This window comes from Oryzomonas sagensis (genome assembly GCF_008802355.1).
Lineage (GTDB): Bacteria > Desulfobacterota > Desulfuromonadia > Geobacterales > Pseudopelobacteraceae > Oryzomonas > Oryzomonas sagensis.
Genome location: NZ_VZRA01000001.1, coordinates 648631 through 665844 on the forward strand (window position 1 = coordinate 648631; position 17214 = coordinate 665844).

A 17214-nucleotide genomic window follows, 5' to 3' on the forward strand; every position below is an offset into this window, starting at 1 on the left:
CCTTTATCTGGTATTGTTGTAGGTGCTTCCCGCTTTGGAACCGCCACCCGACGGCATGCTCTTCCCGGCATTGTCACGATGCCCTCACCAGCAGCACCGTCTCCTGCCCGGGCGCTCCTTCGATCCTCTCACAGCGGATGTGGACGAAGCCGGATTGCGTAAGCCACGAGCCCAGCTCTGCCTCCTCAAACCCCAGCCACTGGTCGGCCAACTGTTCCCGGGCCGCTTCCCGTTCATGGCGGGCAAGATCGGCCAGCACCAGTACCCCCCCGGGGGCCAGTACCCGCCTGATTTCGGCAAGTACGGCCGCCGGATTGGCGGCATGATGCAGCACCATGTTGGCCACCACGCACCCCACCGAGGCGTCGGACAGGGGCAGGTGGGTCATCTCCCCCAGGCGCAGCTCGATGCCGCCCGCGCCGTCGTGCGCCAGCCGGCGACGGGCCTCCTCCAGCATGGCGGGGGAATGGTCCACGCCGATCACCCGCGCCGCCCGGGCCGCCAGTTCAGTCAGCAGCCCGCCGGTGCCGGTGCCGATCTCTAAAACGGTACCATCATCGGGCACAAGTTCAAGCAGGTGCCGGCGATACTCCGGGACCGGCAGGAGCGTCCCGGCCAGGTCGTCCCACTGGCGGGCATGGCGGTCGAAGAACTCCTGGCTGCGCCGCCGGCGTTCCTCCAGCACCTCGGCCACTGCGGACAGGTCGCGGCCCCGCTCGGGCAGGCCGGTCAACTCGACCTCGAAAGCCGGGCGGACGGCGGTGAAGAAACGACTCGCCTCGCCCACCCGGTAGTAGCTCCAGGTCCCCTGGTGCTTGACGGTCAGCACGCCGGCCCCGGTCAGGATCTTCAAATGCCGGGAGATGCGAGACTGCCCCATGGCCAGGATGCGGGTCAATTCCTGCACGGTGAATTCGCCGTGCAGCAGCACCGCCACCAGACGGAGGCGGGAAGGGTCGGCAAGGGCTTTGAGGGTATCCAGCAGGTCCATATCATGATTACCAATTTTATTATATCAACTTTTCTTTATATAACATCGGGCCTGGTGACGGTCAAGGGAAAACGGGAGGGGACAGGGTGGTCATGTCAGCGGAGCGCGGAACGGAAACGGCCCGCCGGAAGGAATTCCGGCGGGCCGAGGCAGGTACTCTGTCGTGCAGCGGGGGATAAGAATCAGGCTGCTTCCTGCAGCGCCTCTTCCGCCTCGCCGAACAGCTCGTCGAAGATTTCCTGCACGGTGGTGATGCGATCGGCTTTCCAGGCATTGGTGCCGCAGAAGACCAGACCGGTGTCCACCTCCCCCCGCTGGGCGCGATCAAGGGAGGAAACGATGCAGAAACGTTCGCCGGTTTCCTTGTAGGAGCATTTTTTCAGGCAGCCCATGCGGCAGGGGGTATTGTTCTCCACATCATAGCGGCGGATGTTGTCCTTGTTGCTCAAAATGGCCCGCCCCGGCAGGCCGGCCGGGCTCATGATCAGCCCGATATCCTCCCTGGTGCAGTCAAGGTAGGCCTGCTTGAAGGCATCATCGGCATCGCACTCTTCGGTGCAGACAAAACGGCTGGCCATCTGCACGCCGTCGGCGCCTTCCGCCAGGGCATGCTCCAGGTCGGCCCGGTCCCATACGCCGCCGGCCGCGATCACCGGGACCTCGACGCCGCAGTCGTCGCGGAAAAAAGCCTTGACCTGGCGCACGGTGGCATACTGGTCATACTCGCCGGTGCCGATATTCTCCATCTTTTCACCCAGGTGGCCACCGGCGGTATCCGGGTCTTCCACCACCACCGCATCCGGCAGGCGCTTATAGGCTTTCAGCCATTTGCGGGCAATGAGTTGGGCCGCCCGCAGGGAGGAGACGATCGGCACCAGGGCCACATCGGGATGCTCGGCGGTCAACTCGGGCAGACTCATGGGGAGTCCGGCGCCGCAGACGATCACCTTGGCGCCCGCTTCCACGGCAGCCCTGACGAGTTGTTCGAAATCGGACAACGCGACCATGACGTTGACGCCGATGACCCCGTTCGGTGCAATCTCATAGGCCTTGCGAATCTCCGCCTTGAAGCCCTCGGCATCGGCCTGGAAGAAATTCCGGCCGTTGTAAAAACCGCTGCCCAGGCCGATACCGGCCGCCGCAACCAGCCCTATGCCTCCGCACTTGGCGACGCTGCCGGCCAGACGGCCGGCGGAGATGCGCACCCCCATCCCCCCCTGGATAATCGGATACGGGACGGTGTACTTTCCTATCGTCAACGACTGCGCCATATTTTCCTCCAAAGAGACTCGGACATCTTTGAAGTTATCATACAAGGGATCGGATTTGATGTTTGTAATAGTTTTGTAAAAGCGCCCGGCACCAAGAGCCTTTCCCGGTTGACTCTCCATGGCCGATAAGGAATAATGTCCCTGCCGTCGATGACCCCAGGGAGCAGGAATGAGAAAAACGTTTGTGCACTGCCTTTCGATCCTTCTGGTAAGCACCGCTCTCGCCCATGGCGAGGGGAATGCCGGACCTGCAGAAACACCACCACCGGTGCCCTCGGGGACCATCGCCACCTTCTGGCCGCTGTTCGATTATCGTTCCAGCCCGGCGACCGGCTACAGCAACCTTTCCATCCTGGGGCCGCTCTTCAAACATGAGCACAATGGCGACACGACCAGGACCGCCGTCAGGCCGCTCTTTTTCAAGCAATCGACCCCCGGGGCCGCCGAAAGCGACATCCTCTACCCCCTGGCCTCCACCGGCAGCGGCGAGACCGGTTCCGACACCCAGGTGCTCCACCTGTTCCAAAAACACACCGAACGCGCCGGGACGGCTGAGGAGCGGCACAGCAGCATGCTGTTCCCCTTCTACATCAGCGGCACCTCTGACAAATACGGCCCCTACACCTCCGTATTCCCCCTGTACGGGGACATCTACGAGCGCTTCTGGCGCGACGAGTACCATTACGTCCTGTTTCCCCTCTATGGGCGCACCGTGAAGCGGGGCACCACCTCCATCAACTGGCTCTACCCGATCTTCAACAGCGTGTCAGGCGAAAAAGAAAGCGGCTTCGCCGTCTGGCCCCTGTACGGACAGTCGCGCAAGGAGGGGGTTTACGACAAACGGTTCGCACTCTGGCCGATCTACAGCGACGAGCATCTCGGCCAGGATACGAATAATCCGACCAGAAGCCTCAACCTGCTGCCGTTTTATGCCTCGTCGGAGTCGCCGCAGCGCAGTTCGACCCACATCCCCTGGCCCCTGTGCGGCGTGGTGCGGGACGGCGCGGGGACGGTCGTGGAGCGGGACTTTTTCTGGCCCTTCTGGATGACCGCCACGGGCGCCACTTCCAGCACCGAACGCTTCATCCCCTTTTATGCCGAATCGAAGACCAAGGAGGGGAGCAGCCGCTGGGTCATGTGGCCGATCTACCGCAGAGCGACCATCGACTCCCCCCTGTTCCGCCAGGAGAAGACCAGCCTGTTCTATTTCCTGTTCCACCGCTCCGACGAAGCCTGGCCCCAAGCGGGCAAAGACCGTGCCCAGAGCGCCTTTTGGCCGCTTTACGCCTGGAAGCGGGACGAAAACGGCCTGCGAACCCTCTCCATGCCCGCCCTGGTGGAGCCGGTCATCTGGAACGAGGGGGTCGAACGCAACCTGGCGCCGCTCTGGCGGCTGTTCATCAGCACGTGGGACGACAAGGGTGATGGCGCGACATCGATCCTCTGGAACCTCTTCTGGCGTGAAAAGCGGGGCAACGAGAGCGCCTGGGAACTCTCGCCGCTGGTTTCGTACCGTTCCGCCCGGGAGGGGAGCGAATTCAAACTGTTGAAGGGGCTGTTCGGCTATGCCGCGGACAAGGGGGGGACATCCCTGAGTATCTTCTGGATACCGTTCGGGATATAGGGTATTCTACGCCATGAACCACCCGCACCGTGCGGGAGAAGGCCTCTTTCAGGATAAACCATGACCAAATTTCTCGAATTCATCGGCAAACAACTGATCTACTCGTTCGGCATCGTCGGCGAGGTGCTGATCCTGCTCAAGCGGACGCTGTTCGCCTTCCGCGAGGCGCCCCACAACATGCCGTCCATCCTGGCCCAGATGGCCATCATCGGCTACGAGACCCTGCCGGTGGCCTCGGTGATGGCCTTCTTCGTCGGCATGGTCCTGGCGCTGCAAACCGGGGTGGAACTGTCCAAGTACGGCACCCAGGATATCGTCGGCAGTATCGTCGGCCTCTCCATGGTGCGGGAAATGGGGCCGGTCATGGTCAGCTTCCTGGTGGCGGGCAGGGCGGGCAGCGCCATGGCGGCGGAGATCGGCGTCATGAAGGTCTACGAGGAGATCGACGCCCTCACGACCCTGGAGATCGACCCGGTGCGCTATCTGGCCATGCCGCGCCTGATCGCGGCCCTGATCTGCGTGCCGGTCCTGACCATCTATTCCGACTGCGTCGGCATGCTCGGCGGCGCCATCATCAGCCACCTGCACCCGAAGCTGTTCATCTCCTACGCCACCTACACCGATTCCCTGCGCCTGGCGCTCAAATTCAGGGAGATCGCCGCCGGCCTGATCAAGTCCTTTGTCTTCGGCGGCATCATCGCCGTCATCTGCTGTTACGTGGGATTCAACACCTCGGGGGGGGCGCGGGGGATCGGCGTCTCCACCACCCGTTCGGTGGTGCTCTCCTTCATGCTGATCCTGGTGGCGGATTACTTCCTGACGCGCATACTGATGTAAGCCTGCGGGGTGGCCCCGTTCGTTCAGTCCCGCGGTACGGCCAGCATCCTGTCCAGGGCCAGCCTGGCCTTGACGCGGGTCTCCTCGGTAACGGTGACCACCGGGGACATGGTCTGGAGCGAGTAGAGCACGTCCTCCAGGGAGGTGAGCTTCATGTTGGGGCAGATCAGGGCCGGCGAGGCCAGGATGAACTCCTTGCCGGGATTCTCGATCCGCAGCTTGTAGAGGATGCCGGCCTCGGTGCCGACGATGAACTTCCGGGCCGAACTGGCGCGGCAGTAGTCGTACATCCCGCTGGTGGAGCAGACATGATCGGCCAGGGCCGAGACCTCGGGCGCGCTTTCCGGGTGGCAGATGAACAGGGCGTCGGGGTGTTCGCTCTTTTTCCGCTGAACCGCCTCCACGGTCATGCGTTCGTGGGTCGGGCAGAACCCCTCCCAGAAGACGAAGCGCTTTTCCGGGACGAACCGGGCCACCCAGCGCCCCAGATTGCGGTCCGGCACGAAGATCAACTCATCCTCCGTAAGCGACCTGACCACCCGTAAGGCATTGGCCGAGGTGCAGCAGATATCGGAGTGGGCCTTGATCTCGGCCGACGAGTTGACGTAGGTTACCACCGGCACGCCGGGGTGTTTGGCTTTGAGCGCCTCCAACTCCTCCACCGTGACCATGTCGGCCATGGGACAGCCGGCATCGGGGCGGGGCAGCAGCACCTTTTTGTCGGGGGACAGGATGGCGGCCGACTCGGCCATGAAGTGCACACCGCAAAAGACGATCACATCCGCCTTCGTCTTGGCCGCCTCCACGGAGAGGGCCAGGGAATCTCCGGTGATGTCCGCCATCTCCTGAACCTCGTCCCGCATGTAGTTGTGAGCCAGCAGCACGGCATTGTGCCGTTTGAGCAGTTCCCTGATCTCTTGCCCGATACTGTCGTTCATCGTTCCCGATCCTCCCGGAGGTGCCTGATCATAGTAGGTATTCTCCGCGACCCCTCGCGTTCTGTCTTCCCGCCCCTGGTCAGGCAGGCGGCCATGCTACCCGAAAGTCCCCCAAAACACAAGGCGTGACGCGTGGGACGGAAGAATGCCCGCCGGGAGACATCCGATTGTGGTGTCAATGGTTCTCGGTTTGCGCTTCCACAAGGCTGCCGCAAAAATGCTTCTCGCGGAGTCGCTGCTTTTCAATTTTTCCCGTGGGATTGCGCGGTATCTCTTCGAATATGATTTTGCGCGGCCGCTTGTAGCGCGGCAACCCGGCGCAGAACTGCGCCATCTCGGCTTCAGAGCAGGAAAAGCCCGGCTTCAACTCAATTATCGCCGCGGGTATTTCGCCCAGATGCCGGTCGGGAAGGCCGATTACCGCCACATCCTTGACCGCATCGTACGTATGCAGAAAATTCTCGATCTGCACGGGATACAGGTTCTCGCCACCGCAGATGATCACATCCTTTTTGCGATCGACGAGATAGACAAAACCGTCTTCATCCATGCGCGCCATGTCGCCGGTGTACAGCCACCCGTCCTTGAGCACTTCGGCGGAGGCTTCGGGGTTGTTGTAATAGCATTTCATGACGCCGGGGCCTTTCACGCAAAGCTCGCCGACGTCACCCTGCCTCACCTCACGGCCGCCTGCATCCACGATCTGTAATTCCCATTGGTATCCCGCCTTCCCGATAGCGCCGACTTTATGGCTATTTTCGATGCCGAGATGGACGCAGCCGGGGCCGATGGCTTCCGACAGGCCGTAATTGGTGTCGTAATCGTGGTGGGGGAACTGTTTTTTCCAGCGATTGATCAAACTGGGGGGAACCGGTTGCGCGCCGATATGCATGAGCCTGCACTGCCCCAGATGATATTCCTCCGGCTTTATATCCCCACGGTCGATGGCGTCCAGGATGTCCTGCGCCCACGGAACGAGCAGCCAAAGGACCGTTATCCGCTCCTCGGACACGGTTTTTATGATCCACTCCGGTTTGACGCCGCGCAGCAGAACGGCTTTGCTGCCGGACAGGAGACTGCCGAACCAGTGCATTTTCGCTCCGGTATGGTAGAGCGGCGGAATACAGAGGAAGTTGTCCTCGCGCGTCTGTTTGTGGTGGTTCATTTCAGCGGCGCAGGATGTCATCAGGCTGCGGTGCGCGTGAAGCACCGCCTTTGGGAAACCGGTGGTGCCGGATGAAAAATAGATAACCGCGTCGTCATCGTCGGAGAGCGTGACTTTGGGAGCCGTGGAGGAGCAGCACGCCGTGAGCGCATAGTAGCTTTCGGCAAAAGCGGGGCAACCATGCCCCAAAAACAGCCGTATCTTTACCTTCGGAATCTGCCCGCGGATCGCAGCGACCCTCTCGGTAAATTCCGGCCCGAAAACCAAAATGTCACACTCGGCCAGATCGAGGCAGTATTTGATCTCCTCCTCGGTATATCGGTAGTTGAGCGGCACCGCAATGGCACCGGTCTTCAGGATGCCGAAATAAATCGGCAGCCACTCAAGGCAGTTCATAAGCAGAATGGCAACCTTGTGGCCTCTCTGCAAGCCTCTTTCCCGCAGAAAATTGGCAAAGCGGTTGGCTTTGTCGTCAAACTCGCGCCAGGTAATCTCCCTCCGGTACTTCTTCTCGGGATTGGTTTCCACAAGCTCGTAATCCTTCCAGCTTGCTTTAACCTCTCTGATGCCGGGATTGATTTCGACCAGGCTGATCTCTTCGCCGTACCGGGCAGCGTTGCGGGCAAGAATTTCTGTGATGGGCATTTTCGAGGCCTTCTGACGTACTCATACCGTTTGCGCCGGCAATATGCGGGAATGTAACCGGCACATCACACGTTTGCTTCGCTATGAGTTTAATTTCGAAGGGAGTAGAATAGGAATTTCAGGCTGGCAAGTCAAGAGTGGCGTGGTCAGACGATGCGATGTCCGGGGCTGTTTTCCACAACCCACCCTGTGGCCCGGTTGTAAGCCGTGCTCGCTGCCGCGGCTACAGCCGCCGGGATTGGCATGCTGGCGGCGGGAGCGGACCGAGCTTATTGGGAGAAGTGGCCCCGGAAACGGCCAGGGGCCACGCAGCGGCCCGCATGTCGTCTTTCCCCTTGACAAAAACTCCTTGCAGATGCTAGAAAAAAGATTCTTCGGGATGTAGCGCAGCCTGGTAGCGCACCTGCTTCGGGAGCAGGGGGCCGCTGGTTCAAATCCAGTCATCCCGACCATTTAAAAATAAGGGGTCAGCCGAATACGGTTGGCCCCTTTCTCGTTCCGCCTGCACCCAGCATTTCGCTGGACGACCGATGGCATGGCACGACCATCCCATGATCGCCCTGTCCTCGCCCCTGCCCTTCCTCCCGGACCGCCCCCACTTCGAGCGCAAACAAGGCGGCACGGGGCATGCCTGAGATAAAACAACGCCACGCGCCCAGACATCGGCGGCGATACGTGCTATACTGAACTCTAACAGAAAGGCCAAGACGGCCGCCCAAGAGGAGAAGGCGATGCGCTACCCCGCTTCAGTGCTTGCGATGTTTCTCATCCTTGCCGCCGCACCGGCCCGTGCCGGTGATGTGGCGACGCTTGCCGACTGCACCGCCAAGGTATTCGGAGAGATCAACCGGACCAAGAAATGGTCGGGCAAGGCGCCGGCCGGGTGCCCGGCGTCTATTGCCGTGGAGAAACGGACGGACGGGGTTCTGGTCACCGCATGGGTTATCCGCAGCGCTGAGGGGGGCTGGGTCAGAACCGCATTTTCGGGCGCCATGGGTTACGGCGAGATCGCCAGGAAGAAGGAGCTGGCAAAGGCCGGCCGCGACATCGTGGCGCGGGCCAGGCACCTTGAGCGATGCCTGGATTCCATCAACACGGTCAACGACCCGTTGGACTGCCGCGACCGTGCCACCAAGTCCTATTCCGCCGGAGAGGAAAGCGGCGTGGAGAATGACCGGATCGTCTGGCTTGACGACAACGGCCGCCATGCCGTTCTGGAGTACGCCTTCGGCAACACCGAGTCAACCCCCAGCCCACCCACCGATCTTTTCAACGGTCAGCCGTTGCCGCCAAACATGATCATCGACCTACGCGTGAACCGATAGCGTTAACAGGCTGCTAAAAAATCCAGGTTGTTCAAAAATAGTCAGATCGTCGCACCCGCTAGACAGGCCCAGAGGAGGCAGCCCTCTCTCTATCTCTCCCCCAGAGGGGGAGAGCATGCCTTGCCCTCTCCCTCCGGGAGAGGGATTGGGTGAGGGACCGCAGCGCTACGCCGCACGAAAGGGCCTTCGAGGATGAAGGCCTGATGGCTGTTTTCAACAACCCACCCTTAGCGCTCCAGGATAAAGGTGACCGGCCCGTCGTTCACCAGATGCACCTTCATGTCGGCCTGAAAGATGCCGGTCTGCACCGGCAGACCGAGCCGCTCCACCGCAGCCGTGAAATATTCGTACAGCCGCTTGCCCTCCTCCGGCGGTGCCGCCGTATCGAAGGAGGGGCGCCGCCCCTTGTCGCAATTGCCGGCCAGGGTGAACTGGGAAACCACCAGGACCGCCCCCCCCACATCCGCGAGGGCAAGGTTCATCTTGTCCTCCTCATCCGCGAAGATGCGCAGGCCGGCGATCTTCTCCGCCAGCCAGTCGGCCCGGGACTCGTCATCCCCCTTCTCCACGCCCAAGAGGACCAGGACGCCTTTCCCGATCCGGCCGACCAGGCTTTCGTCCACGGTAACGGAAGCAAAACTGACACGCTGGACAACTGCTTTCATACTGTCCCCCTGAATCCGTGACGCCGCAATGCCGCAACGTCCGGAAGATTCGGAGCCCGCGCGTCGCCATGTCGTACCAGCTCACTCACGAGGCCCGTCCGCCGTCTGATTGTCGCAATCTATTCAAAGGCAAAGGCAGAGGACTTCCGGACCAGTGAAGGCATGAAGGCGTCACGGATTCAGAATCCCCAGTACCTGCCGCCGCGGCTCTGCGGCAGATTTGCCCGTTCAGATCTTGACCAGTTCGTAGCTCCTCGACCCCAGGCCGATCTTCTCGCCATGCTCCAACTGCACCTCCCAGGGGATCTGGGGGTATACGCCGCGGAACTTGTCCCCTCCCGGTTCGTGGCCGCTCTTCAGGGCCGAGCCCTCGTTGCCCCGGGCCCCGTTGACTAGGTCGGCGCAGGCCTGGTCGATGGCCACCGGATCGGTGGAGGCGCAGATGCCGATGTCGTTGACGATCGGCGCATCGGCGTGGCCGTAGCAGTCGCAGGCCGGAGAGACCTGGGTGATGAAACTCAGGTAGACCGACCGCCCCTCCTTGCCGGTCACGGCGCCCTTGGCGTACTCGGCCATCTTCCGCATCACCAGGTCGGCCGCCTCGTTCCATTGGACGTTGATGGCCTTCACCGGGCAGACGCTGATGCAGCGGCTGCAACCGGCGCAGAGCTCGGGATCGATGGTAGCCTTCCCCTCGATGATCCGGATGGCATCGTGGGCACAGGCCTTGAGGCAGGCGCCGCATCCGGTGCAGTACGCTTCCGCCACCTCGGGGGCCACGGTGGAGTGCTGCACCAGCTTTCCCTTGCGGCTGGCGCACCCCATGCCCAGATTTTTGATGGCCCCGCCGAAGCCGGTCAGTTCATGGCATTTGAAGTGGGTCAGGCAGACCAGCGAGTCGGCCTCCACGATCTCGGTGCCGATGTGGACCTTTTTCAGCAGGTCGCCGTCAATGGCGACGTCCGTCTCGGTCACCCCGCGCAGGCCGTCGCTGATGATCAGCGGCGCCCCGGCGCAGGCATAACCGAAGCCGTTTTCGATAGCGCACACCAGGGCCGAGACCGCCTCCTTGCGTTCGCCGGGATACAGGGTCGATGAATCGGTCAGAAAGGGCCTGGCCCCCAGTTTCTTGATCTCCTCCACCACCCGCCGGGCAAAGATCGGGCGGATGAAGGCGCTGTTCCCCTTCTCGCCGAAATGGATCTTGACCGCCGTCAGGTCTCCCTCGGCAATGTGCCGCCCCATACCGGCCAGGGCCAGCAGCTTGCCGATCTTGTCGAACAGATTTTCCTTATGGCCGGCACGCATATCGGCAAAATACACCTTGGACATGGCTTCCTCCACGAAATCGTTTTTTTTGACCCGCGTCAAGCAAAAGCCCGACAATCCGGTATACTGTTCATACCATAGAAACGCTCAAAACTCACCTGCGAGTTTATTCAGACACTCAACACACGGGAGGAAACAATCATGGGAATGTTCTGTAACCAGTGCGAACAGGCGGCAAACGGCGTCGGCTGCAACATCTCCGGCGTCTGCGGCAAGAAACCCGAGGTAGCCACGCTCCAGGATCACCTGGTCTACGGCTTGAAGAGCCTGGCGCTCTACGCCGACAAGCTGGGACGCGACCCCGAAATCGACCGCTTCACCATAGAGGGGCTCTTCACCACCGTCACCAACGTGGATTTCGAGGCGCCCCGCATCGGCGGCATCATCAAGCGTTGCTTTGAGCTCAAGGAAAAGGCCCGCGCGGCCTTGGCCGCCAGCGGCACCACCCTCTCCGGCCCCGTGGCCGAATGGAAACCGGCCGAAGACCTGAACGGCATGATCGTCCAGGGCGAGGCCTACGGCATCAACGCCCAGCACGTCAACGAGGACATCCGTTCCGTGATCGAGATCCTCATGTACGGTCTGAAGGGGATGGCCGCCTATATGGATCACGCCATGATCCTGGGGCGCAGCGACGCAGAGGTGCTGGCCTTTGTCCAGAAGGCGCTGGCCGCCACCACCGACCCCAACCTGGGGCTCATGGACTTCGTCGGCCTCTCCATGGAGTGCGGCAAGCACAACCTGACCGTCATGGGACTTCTGAACGCCGCCCACACCGACACCTACGGCCACCCGGTCCCCACGCCGGTCCAGCTCGGCACCAAGGCGGGCAAGGCCATCCTGGTCTCCGGCCACGACCTGAAGATGCTGGAAGAGCTGCTCAAACAGACCGAAGGCAAAGGGATCAACATCTACACCCACGGCGAGATGCTCCCGGCCCACGGTTATCCGGGGCTGAAGAAATACGGCCATCTGGCCGGCAACTTCGGCGGCGCCTGGCAGGACCAGGCCAAGGAGTTCGTCAACTTCCCCGGCGCCATCATCTTCAACACCAACTGCATCCAGCGCCCGTCCGACAGCTACAAGGACCGCCTCTTCACCTGGGGCCTGGTGGCGTGGCCCGACGTGAAGCATGTGAGCGGCTGGGATTTCTCCGAGGTTATCGCCAAGGCCCAGGAACTGCCCGGCTTCCCCGACAACCCGGGCCAGGAGATCCTGACCGGCTTCGGCCACAACGCCGTCCTGGGCGTGGCCGATAAGGTGGTCGCAGCGGTCAAGTCCGGGGCCATCAAGCACTTCTTCCTGATCGGCGGCTGCGACGGCGCCAAATCGGGACGCAACTACTACACCGAATTCGCCGAGAAACTCCCCCAGGATACGGTCATCCTGACCCTGGCCTGCGGCAAGTTCCGCTTCAACAAGCTGGAGTTCGGGGACATCGGCGGCATCCCGCGGCTGCTGGACGTGGGCCAGTGCAACGACGCCTACTCGGCCATCCAGATCGCCGTGGCCCTGGCGGGCGCCTTCAACTGCGGGGTCAACGACCTGCCGCTCTCCATGATCCTCTCCTGGTACGAGCAGAAGGCCGTGGTCATCCTCCTGACCCTGCTGCACCTGGGGATCAAGAACATCAAGATCGGCCCGTCCCTGCCGGCCTTCATCTCCCCCAACGTGCTTAACTTCCTGGTGGAGAACTTCAACCTCGGCCCCATCACCACGGTCGAGGCGGACATGAAGGCCATCCTGGGGTAACCCTTTTTCGTGCAACACCTGTCGGCAACAAGGCGCGGGCTTCGGCTCCGCGCCTTGTTGCGTTTTTTGACGGACAATCCGGGATTTCCATAACTGCCTGTTTAGAGTGCAGCTATTTTCACTTCATCCCTGCATTGAAGGCTGTAAATACGCTCAAAAATGTGCTATTGGATACATTTGGTCCATTATGAAAACACGGGACCGCATCAGGCATGTTTTACCATTATCAAGGGACGAGACCGATGGGCATAACCACAGGCACGGCAAAAACAAGAATCCGGCAGATCATCTCCCGGCAGGTGATCAGCGTCACGCCGGAAACGCCGGCAGATGAGGCGGTAGCCACCATGGCGCAGGCCAAAATCAGTTGTCTCATCGTGGCGGAAAAAAAGAGGCCGCTGGGGATCTTCACCGAGCGGGACCTGGTCAAGCTGACCAACCAGCGGGTCCCCTTCGGGAACCGGCCGATCCGCGACCTGATGACCAGTCCGGTGGTGACCATCTCCGGCAACCTGAACATCTACGAGGCCTACAGCCTCATGCTCACCAACAGGATCCGCCACCATGTGGTGGTGGACCATGGCGGCAGGATATTGGGGCTCATGACCCAGTCCGACCTGATCAACCACCTGGGGCACGAATACTTCGTGGAGCTGCGCAAGATCGAACAGGTCATGACCACCGGCGTCATGACCGTCGCCAGCGACGCTCCCATCAGCGAGGCCTTGGGCATCATGGCCGGTCCGGGGATCAGTTGCGTGGTCGTGGCGGACCAGCGCATGCCGCTGGGCATCATGACCGAACGGGATGCCGTCCGTTTGGTGGCCAGGGGCGTTGACCTGGAGGCCGTCAAAGTCGGCATGGCCATGAGCAGCCCGGTGCTGACCGTGACCATCGGGACGACGGTGTACGAGGCCGCCCAGGCCATGAAGCGGGAGAAGATCCGCCGGGTGGTGGTGGTCGACAGGGAAGGCAGGATCGAAGGGATCATCACCCAGTCCGATATCATCAAGGGACTGGAAGGGCGCTATATCGAATCCCTGAAGGAGGTCATCCGGAAGAAGGAAAACATCTTTCAGCAGACCGCCCGGGAGCTTCTGGACAAGACCATCTTCCTGGACAACATCCTCCGCTCCTCCATCAGCATGGCGATCGTCGCCACCGACGGCGCCTTGAAGATCAAGTACTTCAACCCGGTGGCGGAACAGGTATTCGGATACGAAGCGGCTTCAGCCATCGGGCGCTCTGCGACCGACGTGCTCGTCCTGGAGGAGATCGCCCCCCTCAGTCTGGCCAAGGCGCGGGAGACCGTGCTGAGCGAGGGGAAATGCACCTTTCCCGCCGAGATACGCAGGGACGGGACCACCTCCTACTACGACGGCAGCCTGTCCGGTATCCTGGACAAGCAGGACAAGCTGGCGGGCTTCGTGCTGATGCTCAACGATATCACCGAACGCAGGCAGCACGAGGACACCATCCATCACCTGGCATACCATGACGCCCTGACCGGCCTGCCCAACCGGATATTGCTCAACGACCGCCTTGGCCAGGCCCTGGCCTCGGCACAGCGCACCGGCACCCGGGGGGCGCTGATGATCCTCGACCTGGACCGTTTCAAGGACATCAACGACAGCCTCGGGCACAGCATGGGCGACCTGCTGCTCAAGGCCGTGGGCGAACGGCTGCGGGGGCTCCTGCGCAAGAGCGATACGGTCTCGCGCATGGGGGGGGACGAATTCGTGCTGCTGCTGCCGTCCATCGCCTCGGCGGAAAGTGCGGCCGTGACCGCGACCAAGATCGTTGCGGCGTTCAACAAGCCATTCGTTTGCAACGGTCATTCCCTCTCCGTAACCGCCAGCATCGGAATCGCGGACTTCCCCGACGACGGCGACGATGCGGAAACCCTGCTGAAAAATTCCGACATCGCCCTGTACCGGGTCAAGGAGGCGGGGAGAAACGACTTCCAGCGTTACACCACGGTGCCGGGAAACGAAGGGCCCCTGGAACAGCAGAAACGAGGGGCAGCATAAGCCGGCTCTTCACACGCCCTATGCGGTTCCCTCGCCGTACAGGCCACTAATCCCGCCGCAAGGGGAGACGGAGAACGACGCAGGTTCCCTCCCCGAATTCACTGGATACCGCAATCGTTCCCAGGTTCTGCTCTACGATGGAACGCACCATGGCGAGTCCCAGACCGGTACCCCGGCCATCCTTTTTGGTGGTGAAAAACGGCTCAAAGATGCGGTTCCTCGTCTCGACATCCATACCCGCCCCATTGTCGGCAAACGTCAGAACGGCATACCGTCCCGGCCGTGTCTCTGCTTCGCCATCAGCGGCATCCTTCACCTCGACGCATTTGGTCGTGATCATGATCCGCCCGCCGTACGGCATGGCGTCACGCGCATTGGCCGCCAGGTTCAGCAGTACCTGCTCGATCTGATAGGCATCGATGGACACCGGCAGCGCCTCCCCGCCGAGTGCCATTTCAAGGGAGATGCGTTCGCCGATCAAACGCTCGACAAATCTTCCGGCATTGCCGACAACCGTATTGAGGTCCGCCTGGGCAGGCTCCATGGCCCTCTTGCGGTTGAATGACAACAAATCAGCAACCAGGACCGAGGCGCGGTTGGTGGCTTCAATAATATTCCGGGCCAGCCTGCCTGCGGGGTCGCCGGAGCCCGATCTGAGTTCTATGAGTTGGGCCGTACCGGCGATAACCGTGACGATATTGTTGAAATCGTGGGCAATCCCGCTGACAAAGACGGCTGCCGGTTCTTCCCCGGCCTGGAGCGGCCGCTGCTCCCCGTTCGCGGCTGTCGGCACATTGCTCATGGGGCCCATTTTCTCAGGCCAATTTGAAACGGCTGACCAGACCTTGCAACTCCTGGGCCTGGTTCGCCAGCTGGGCGGCGGCGGCAGCCGTTTCCTCGGCGCCCCGGGCGGTCTGCTGCACGACGTCGGTGATCTGCTGGATATTGGTGGTCACCTCGCCGGTGGCCGCGGTCTGCTCTTCGGCCGCCGTGGCAATTTGGTTGATCTGCATGCCGACCTCGTTAATCCGGCTGAGGATTTCGTCCAGCGCTTTGCCTGACTTCTGCGAGGTGACCGCACCTTTTTCCACCTCGCTCACCCCCTCTTCCATGGCACGGACAGCTTCCCGCGTCTCGCCCTGGATAGCCTTGATCATCTCCCCGATCTCGCGTGTCGCCTTGGTGGTGCGCTCCGCCAGTGCCCGCACCTCGTCGGCGACCACCGCAAACCCCCGCCCCTGTTCCCCGGCGCGCGCGGCCTCGATGGCGGCATTTAACGCCAAAAGGTTCGTCTGGTCCGCAATATCTTCAATAGTGCCGACAATATTGCCGATCTGTTCCGAACGCGCCCCCAATGCCTCGACCGTCTTCGAGGTCTGACGTACCCGCTCGGCGATCACGTTCATGCCGCTGATGGTTTCGTTCACAACCCCAGCGCCAGCTGTGGCTGAATCGGTCGTCTGTTGGGCGGCATCGGCGGCCATGGTGCAGTTGTGGGCGATATCGCCGCTGGTGGCGGACATCTCTTCGCTGGCGGTGGCCACGGTGTTGGTCTGGGACGCCACCTCCTCCGCCCCGGTGGCGATCTGCTCGGACGTGGAATGGAGCTGGTTGGAGGCGGAGGCGATGGAAGCAGAGATATCCGCAGTACGCGAGATCAATTGGCGCAAATTCTCAACCATGCCCTTCATCGCCACCATCAATTGGCCGGTCTCGTCCTTTGACCGCACATTGACCTCCATTGTCAGGTCCCCCTTGGCAAGACGATGGGCCACATCGACGCCTTCCTCCAGAGGACGCCTAATGGCGCGAGCGATTACAACGGCGAGAATAGCGCCGGTTGCGACACAAAAGAGGAGCGTGCCGAGGATCATCACCCGTGCCGCGCTATAGACGGCCCCGGCCTTCTGGTACTCGCCCTCGCCCCCCTTGACGTTCAACTCGATATCTTTCTGCAGGCTCGCTTCCGCATCATCGTAAAATTTTTTCGCATCACCCCGAAGTAGACCCAGCGCCTCTGCGCTCTTGTTTTGACGGGATAAGTCGATGAACATCTTATGGGCATTCATGTATTGGCCGAAAGCTTTGGTAAACTCTTCGTAGAGCCTCCTCTCCGCGGGGCTGCTGATCATTTTTTGGTAGGTGGCTTCCTCTCTTTTCAGATCCGCGATGGCATCTTCCATACGTTTTTCGTAGGCGTCCATGTCGTCTTTCGTTGTGGAAAGAGCTTGTTGGAGTTCTGCCCGGCGGATGAGCGCAAGCTTCGAGTTGATGACAGAAATGGAGTTTGTGCTGGGCATCCAATTCGTGCCCAATCGGACCGCGCCCTGATTAACCCGCGCCATCTGGTAGATGGCAAAAACGCCCAAAAGCGCGGTCAGAGCAATAACGCAACCAAATGCCGTAAAAAGTTTCGTGCCGATCTTGAGGTTTCCAAACCAGTTCATGAAGTCTTCTCCTTTGAGGTGTGAACGTTCGACTGCCTGAACGGGGGGACCCGATGGCCACCCATTTTTGCCGTGCACTTTTAACAGCTTGTGCTGTTGTGTTTATGATCGTACGCGGCTGCGTGTTTTCCGAGAAGGGCCCGCTCATTATCGTACCGTTACATCGCTCGCCTTACCCGCCTTACCATACAATAT

13 protein-coding genes and 1 tRNA gene are annotated in these 17214 nt (G+C 61.2%); 6 read left to right on the forward strand and 8 right to left on the reverse strand.

Annotated elements, in window-relative coordinates; genetic code table 11:
* Positions 1-73: 73 nt before the first annotated feature.
* Positions 74-991, reverse strand: coding sequence for an ArsR/SmtB family transcription factor (locus F6V30_RS02925; protein WP_151154997.1), 918 nt, complete (start codon positions 989-991; stop codon positions 74-76).
* 182 nt (positions 992-1173) lie between these two features.
* On the reverse strand, positions 1174-2262 hold the full coding sequence (locus F6V30_RS02930) for an NAD(P)H-dependent flavin oxidoreductase (protein ID WP_151154998.1): 1089 nt from the start codon (positions 2260-2262) through the stop codon (positions 1174-1176).
* Between the two features lie 169 nt (positions 2263-2431).
* On the opposite strand from F6V30_RS02930, the gene F6V30_RS02935 reads away from it, so the two are divergent.
* Together F6V30_RS02935 and F6V30_RS02940 are read left to right on the forward strand one after the other, a co-directional pair.
* Positions 2432-3886 (forward strand): hypothetical protein, encoded by a 1455-nt coding sequence (locus tag F6V30_RS02935; protein ID WP_151154999.1) that lies wholly within the window; start codon positions 2432-2434, stop codon positions 3884-3886.
* Positions 3887-3946: 60 nt separating this feature from the next.
* Positions 3947-4723 carry an MlaE family ABC transporter permease gene (locus F6V30_RS02940; protein WP_151155000.1) on the forward strand — a complete coding sequence of 259 codons (777 nt, stop codon included), beginning with the start codon at positions 3947-3949 and terminating at the stop codon, positions 4721-4723.
* A 23-nt stretch (positions 4724-4746) separates the two neighbouring features.
* Here F6V30_RS02940 and nadA read toward each other — a convergent pair whose 3' ends face one another.
* Complete coding sequence (gene nadA / locus F6V30_RS02945; protein WP_151155001.1) at positions 4747-5661, reverse strand: quinolinate synthase NadA; 915 nt, start codon at positions 5659-5661, stop codon at positions 4747-4749.
* Between the two features lie 175 nt (positions 5662-5836).
* Positions 5837-7471: a class I adenylate-forming enzyme family protein gene (locus F6V30_RS02950; protein WP_151155002.1), complete on the reverse strand. Its 1635-nt coding sequence runs from the start codon at positions 7469-7471 to the stop codon at positions 5837-5839.
* A gap of 375 nt (positions 7472-7846) precedes the next feature.
* Between F6V30_RS02950 and F6V30_RS02955 the strand changes: the two genes are divergently transcribed.
* Together F6V30_RS02955 and F6V30_RS02960 are read left to right on the forward strand one after the other, a co-directional pair.
* Positions 7847-7923 (forward strand) — tRNA-Pro (locus F6V30_RS02955).
* Between the two features lie 279 nt (positions 7924-8202).
* Positions 8203-8796 (forward strand): hypothetical protein, encoded by a 594-nt coding sequence (locus tag F6V30_RS02960; protein ID WP_151155003.1) that lies wholly within the window; start codon positions 8203-8205, stop codon positions 8794-8796.
* Between the two features lie 227 nt (positions 8797-9023).
* Here the strand turns inward: F6V30_RS02960 and dtd are convergent, their stop codons facing one another.
* Entirely contained in the window at positions 9024-9461 is a 438-nt protein-coding gene (dtd, locus tag F6V30_RS02965; RefSeq protein ID WP_151155004.1) for a D-aminoacyl-tRNA deacylase, read from the reverse strand.
* Between the two features lie 228 nt (positions 9462-9689).
* Positions 9690-10793 (reverse strand): DUF362 domain-containing protein, encoded by a 1104-nt coding sequence (locus tag F6V30_RS02970; protein ID WP_151155005.1) that lies wholly within the window; start codon positions 10791-10793, stop codon positions 9690-9692.
* Between the two features lie 138 nt (positions 10794-10931).
* On the opposite strand from F6V30_RS02970, the gene hcp reads away from it, so the two are divergent.
* Positions 10932-12542, forward strand: a complete 1611-nt coding sequence (gene hcp, locus F6V30_RS02975) for a hydroxylamine reductase (protein WP_151155006.1) — start codon at positions 10932-10934, stop codon at positions 12540-12542.
* Positions 12543-12784: 242 nt separating this feature from the next.
* On the forward strand, positions 12785-14572 hold the full coding sequence (locus tag F6V30_RS02980; RefSeq protein WP_191965556.1) for a diguanylate cyclase domain-containing protein: 1788 nt from the start codon (positions 12785-12787) through the stop codon (positions 14570-14572).
* 46 nt (positions 14573-14618) lie between these two features.
* Here F6V30_RS02980 and F6V30_RS02985 read toward each other — a convergent pair whose 3' ends face one another.
* Both F6V30_RS02985 and F6V30_RS02990 read right to left on the reverse strand, forming a co-directional pair.
* Complete coding sequence (locus F6V30_RS02985) at positions 14619-15374, reverse strand: sensor histidine kinase (protein WP_191965557.1); 756 nt, start codon at positions 15372-15374, stop codon at positions 14619-14621.
* A gap of 13 nt (positions 15375-15387) precedes the next feature.
* Positions 15388-17019 carry a methyl-accepting chemotaxis protein gene (locus tag F6V30_RS02990; RefSeq protein WP_151155009.1) on the reverse strand — a complete coding sequence of 544 codons (1632 nt, stop codon included), beginning with the start codon at positions 17017-17019 and terminating at the stop codon, positions 15388-15390.
* Positions 17020-17214: the final 195 nt, after the last annotated feature.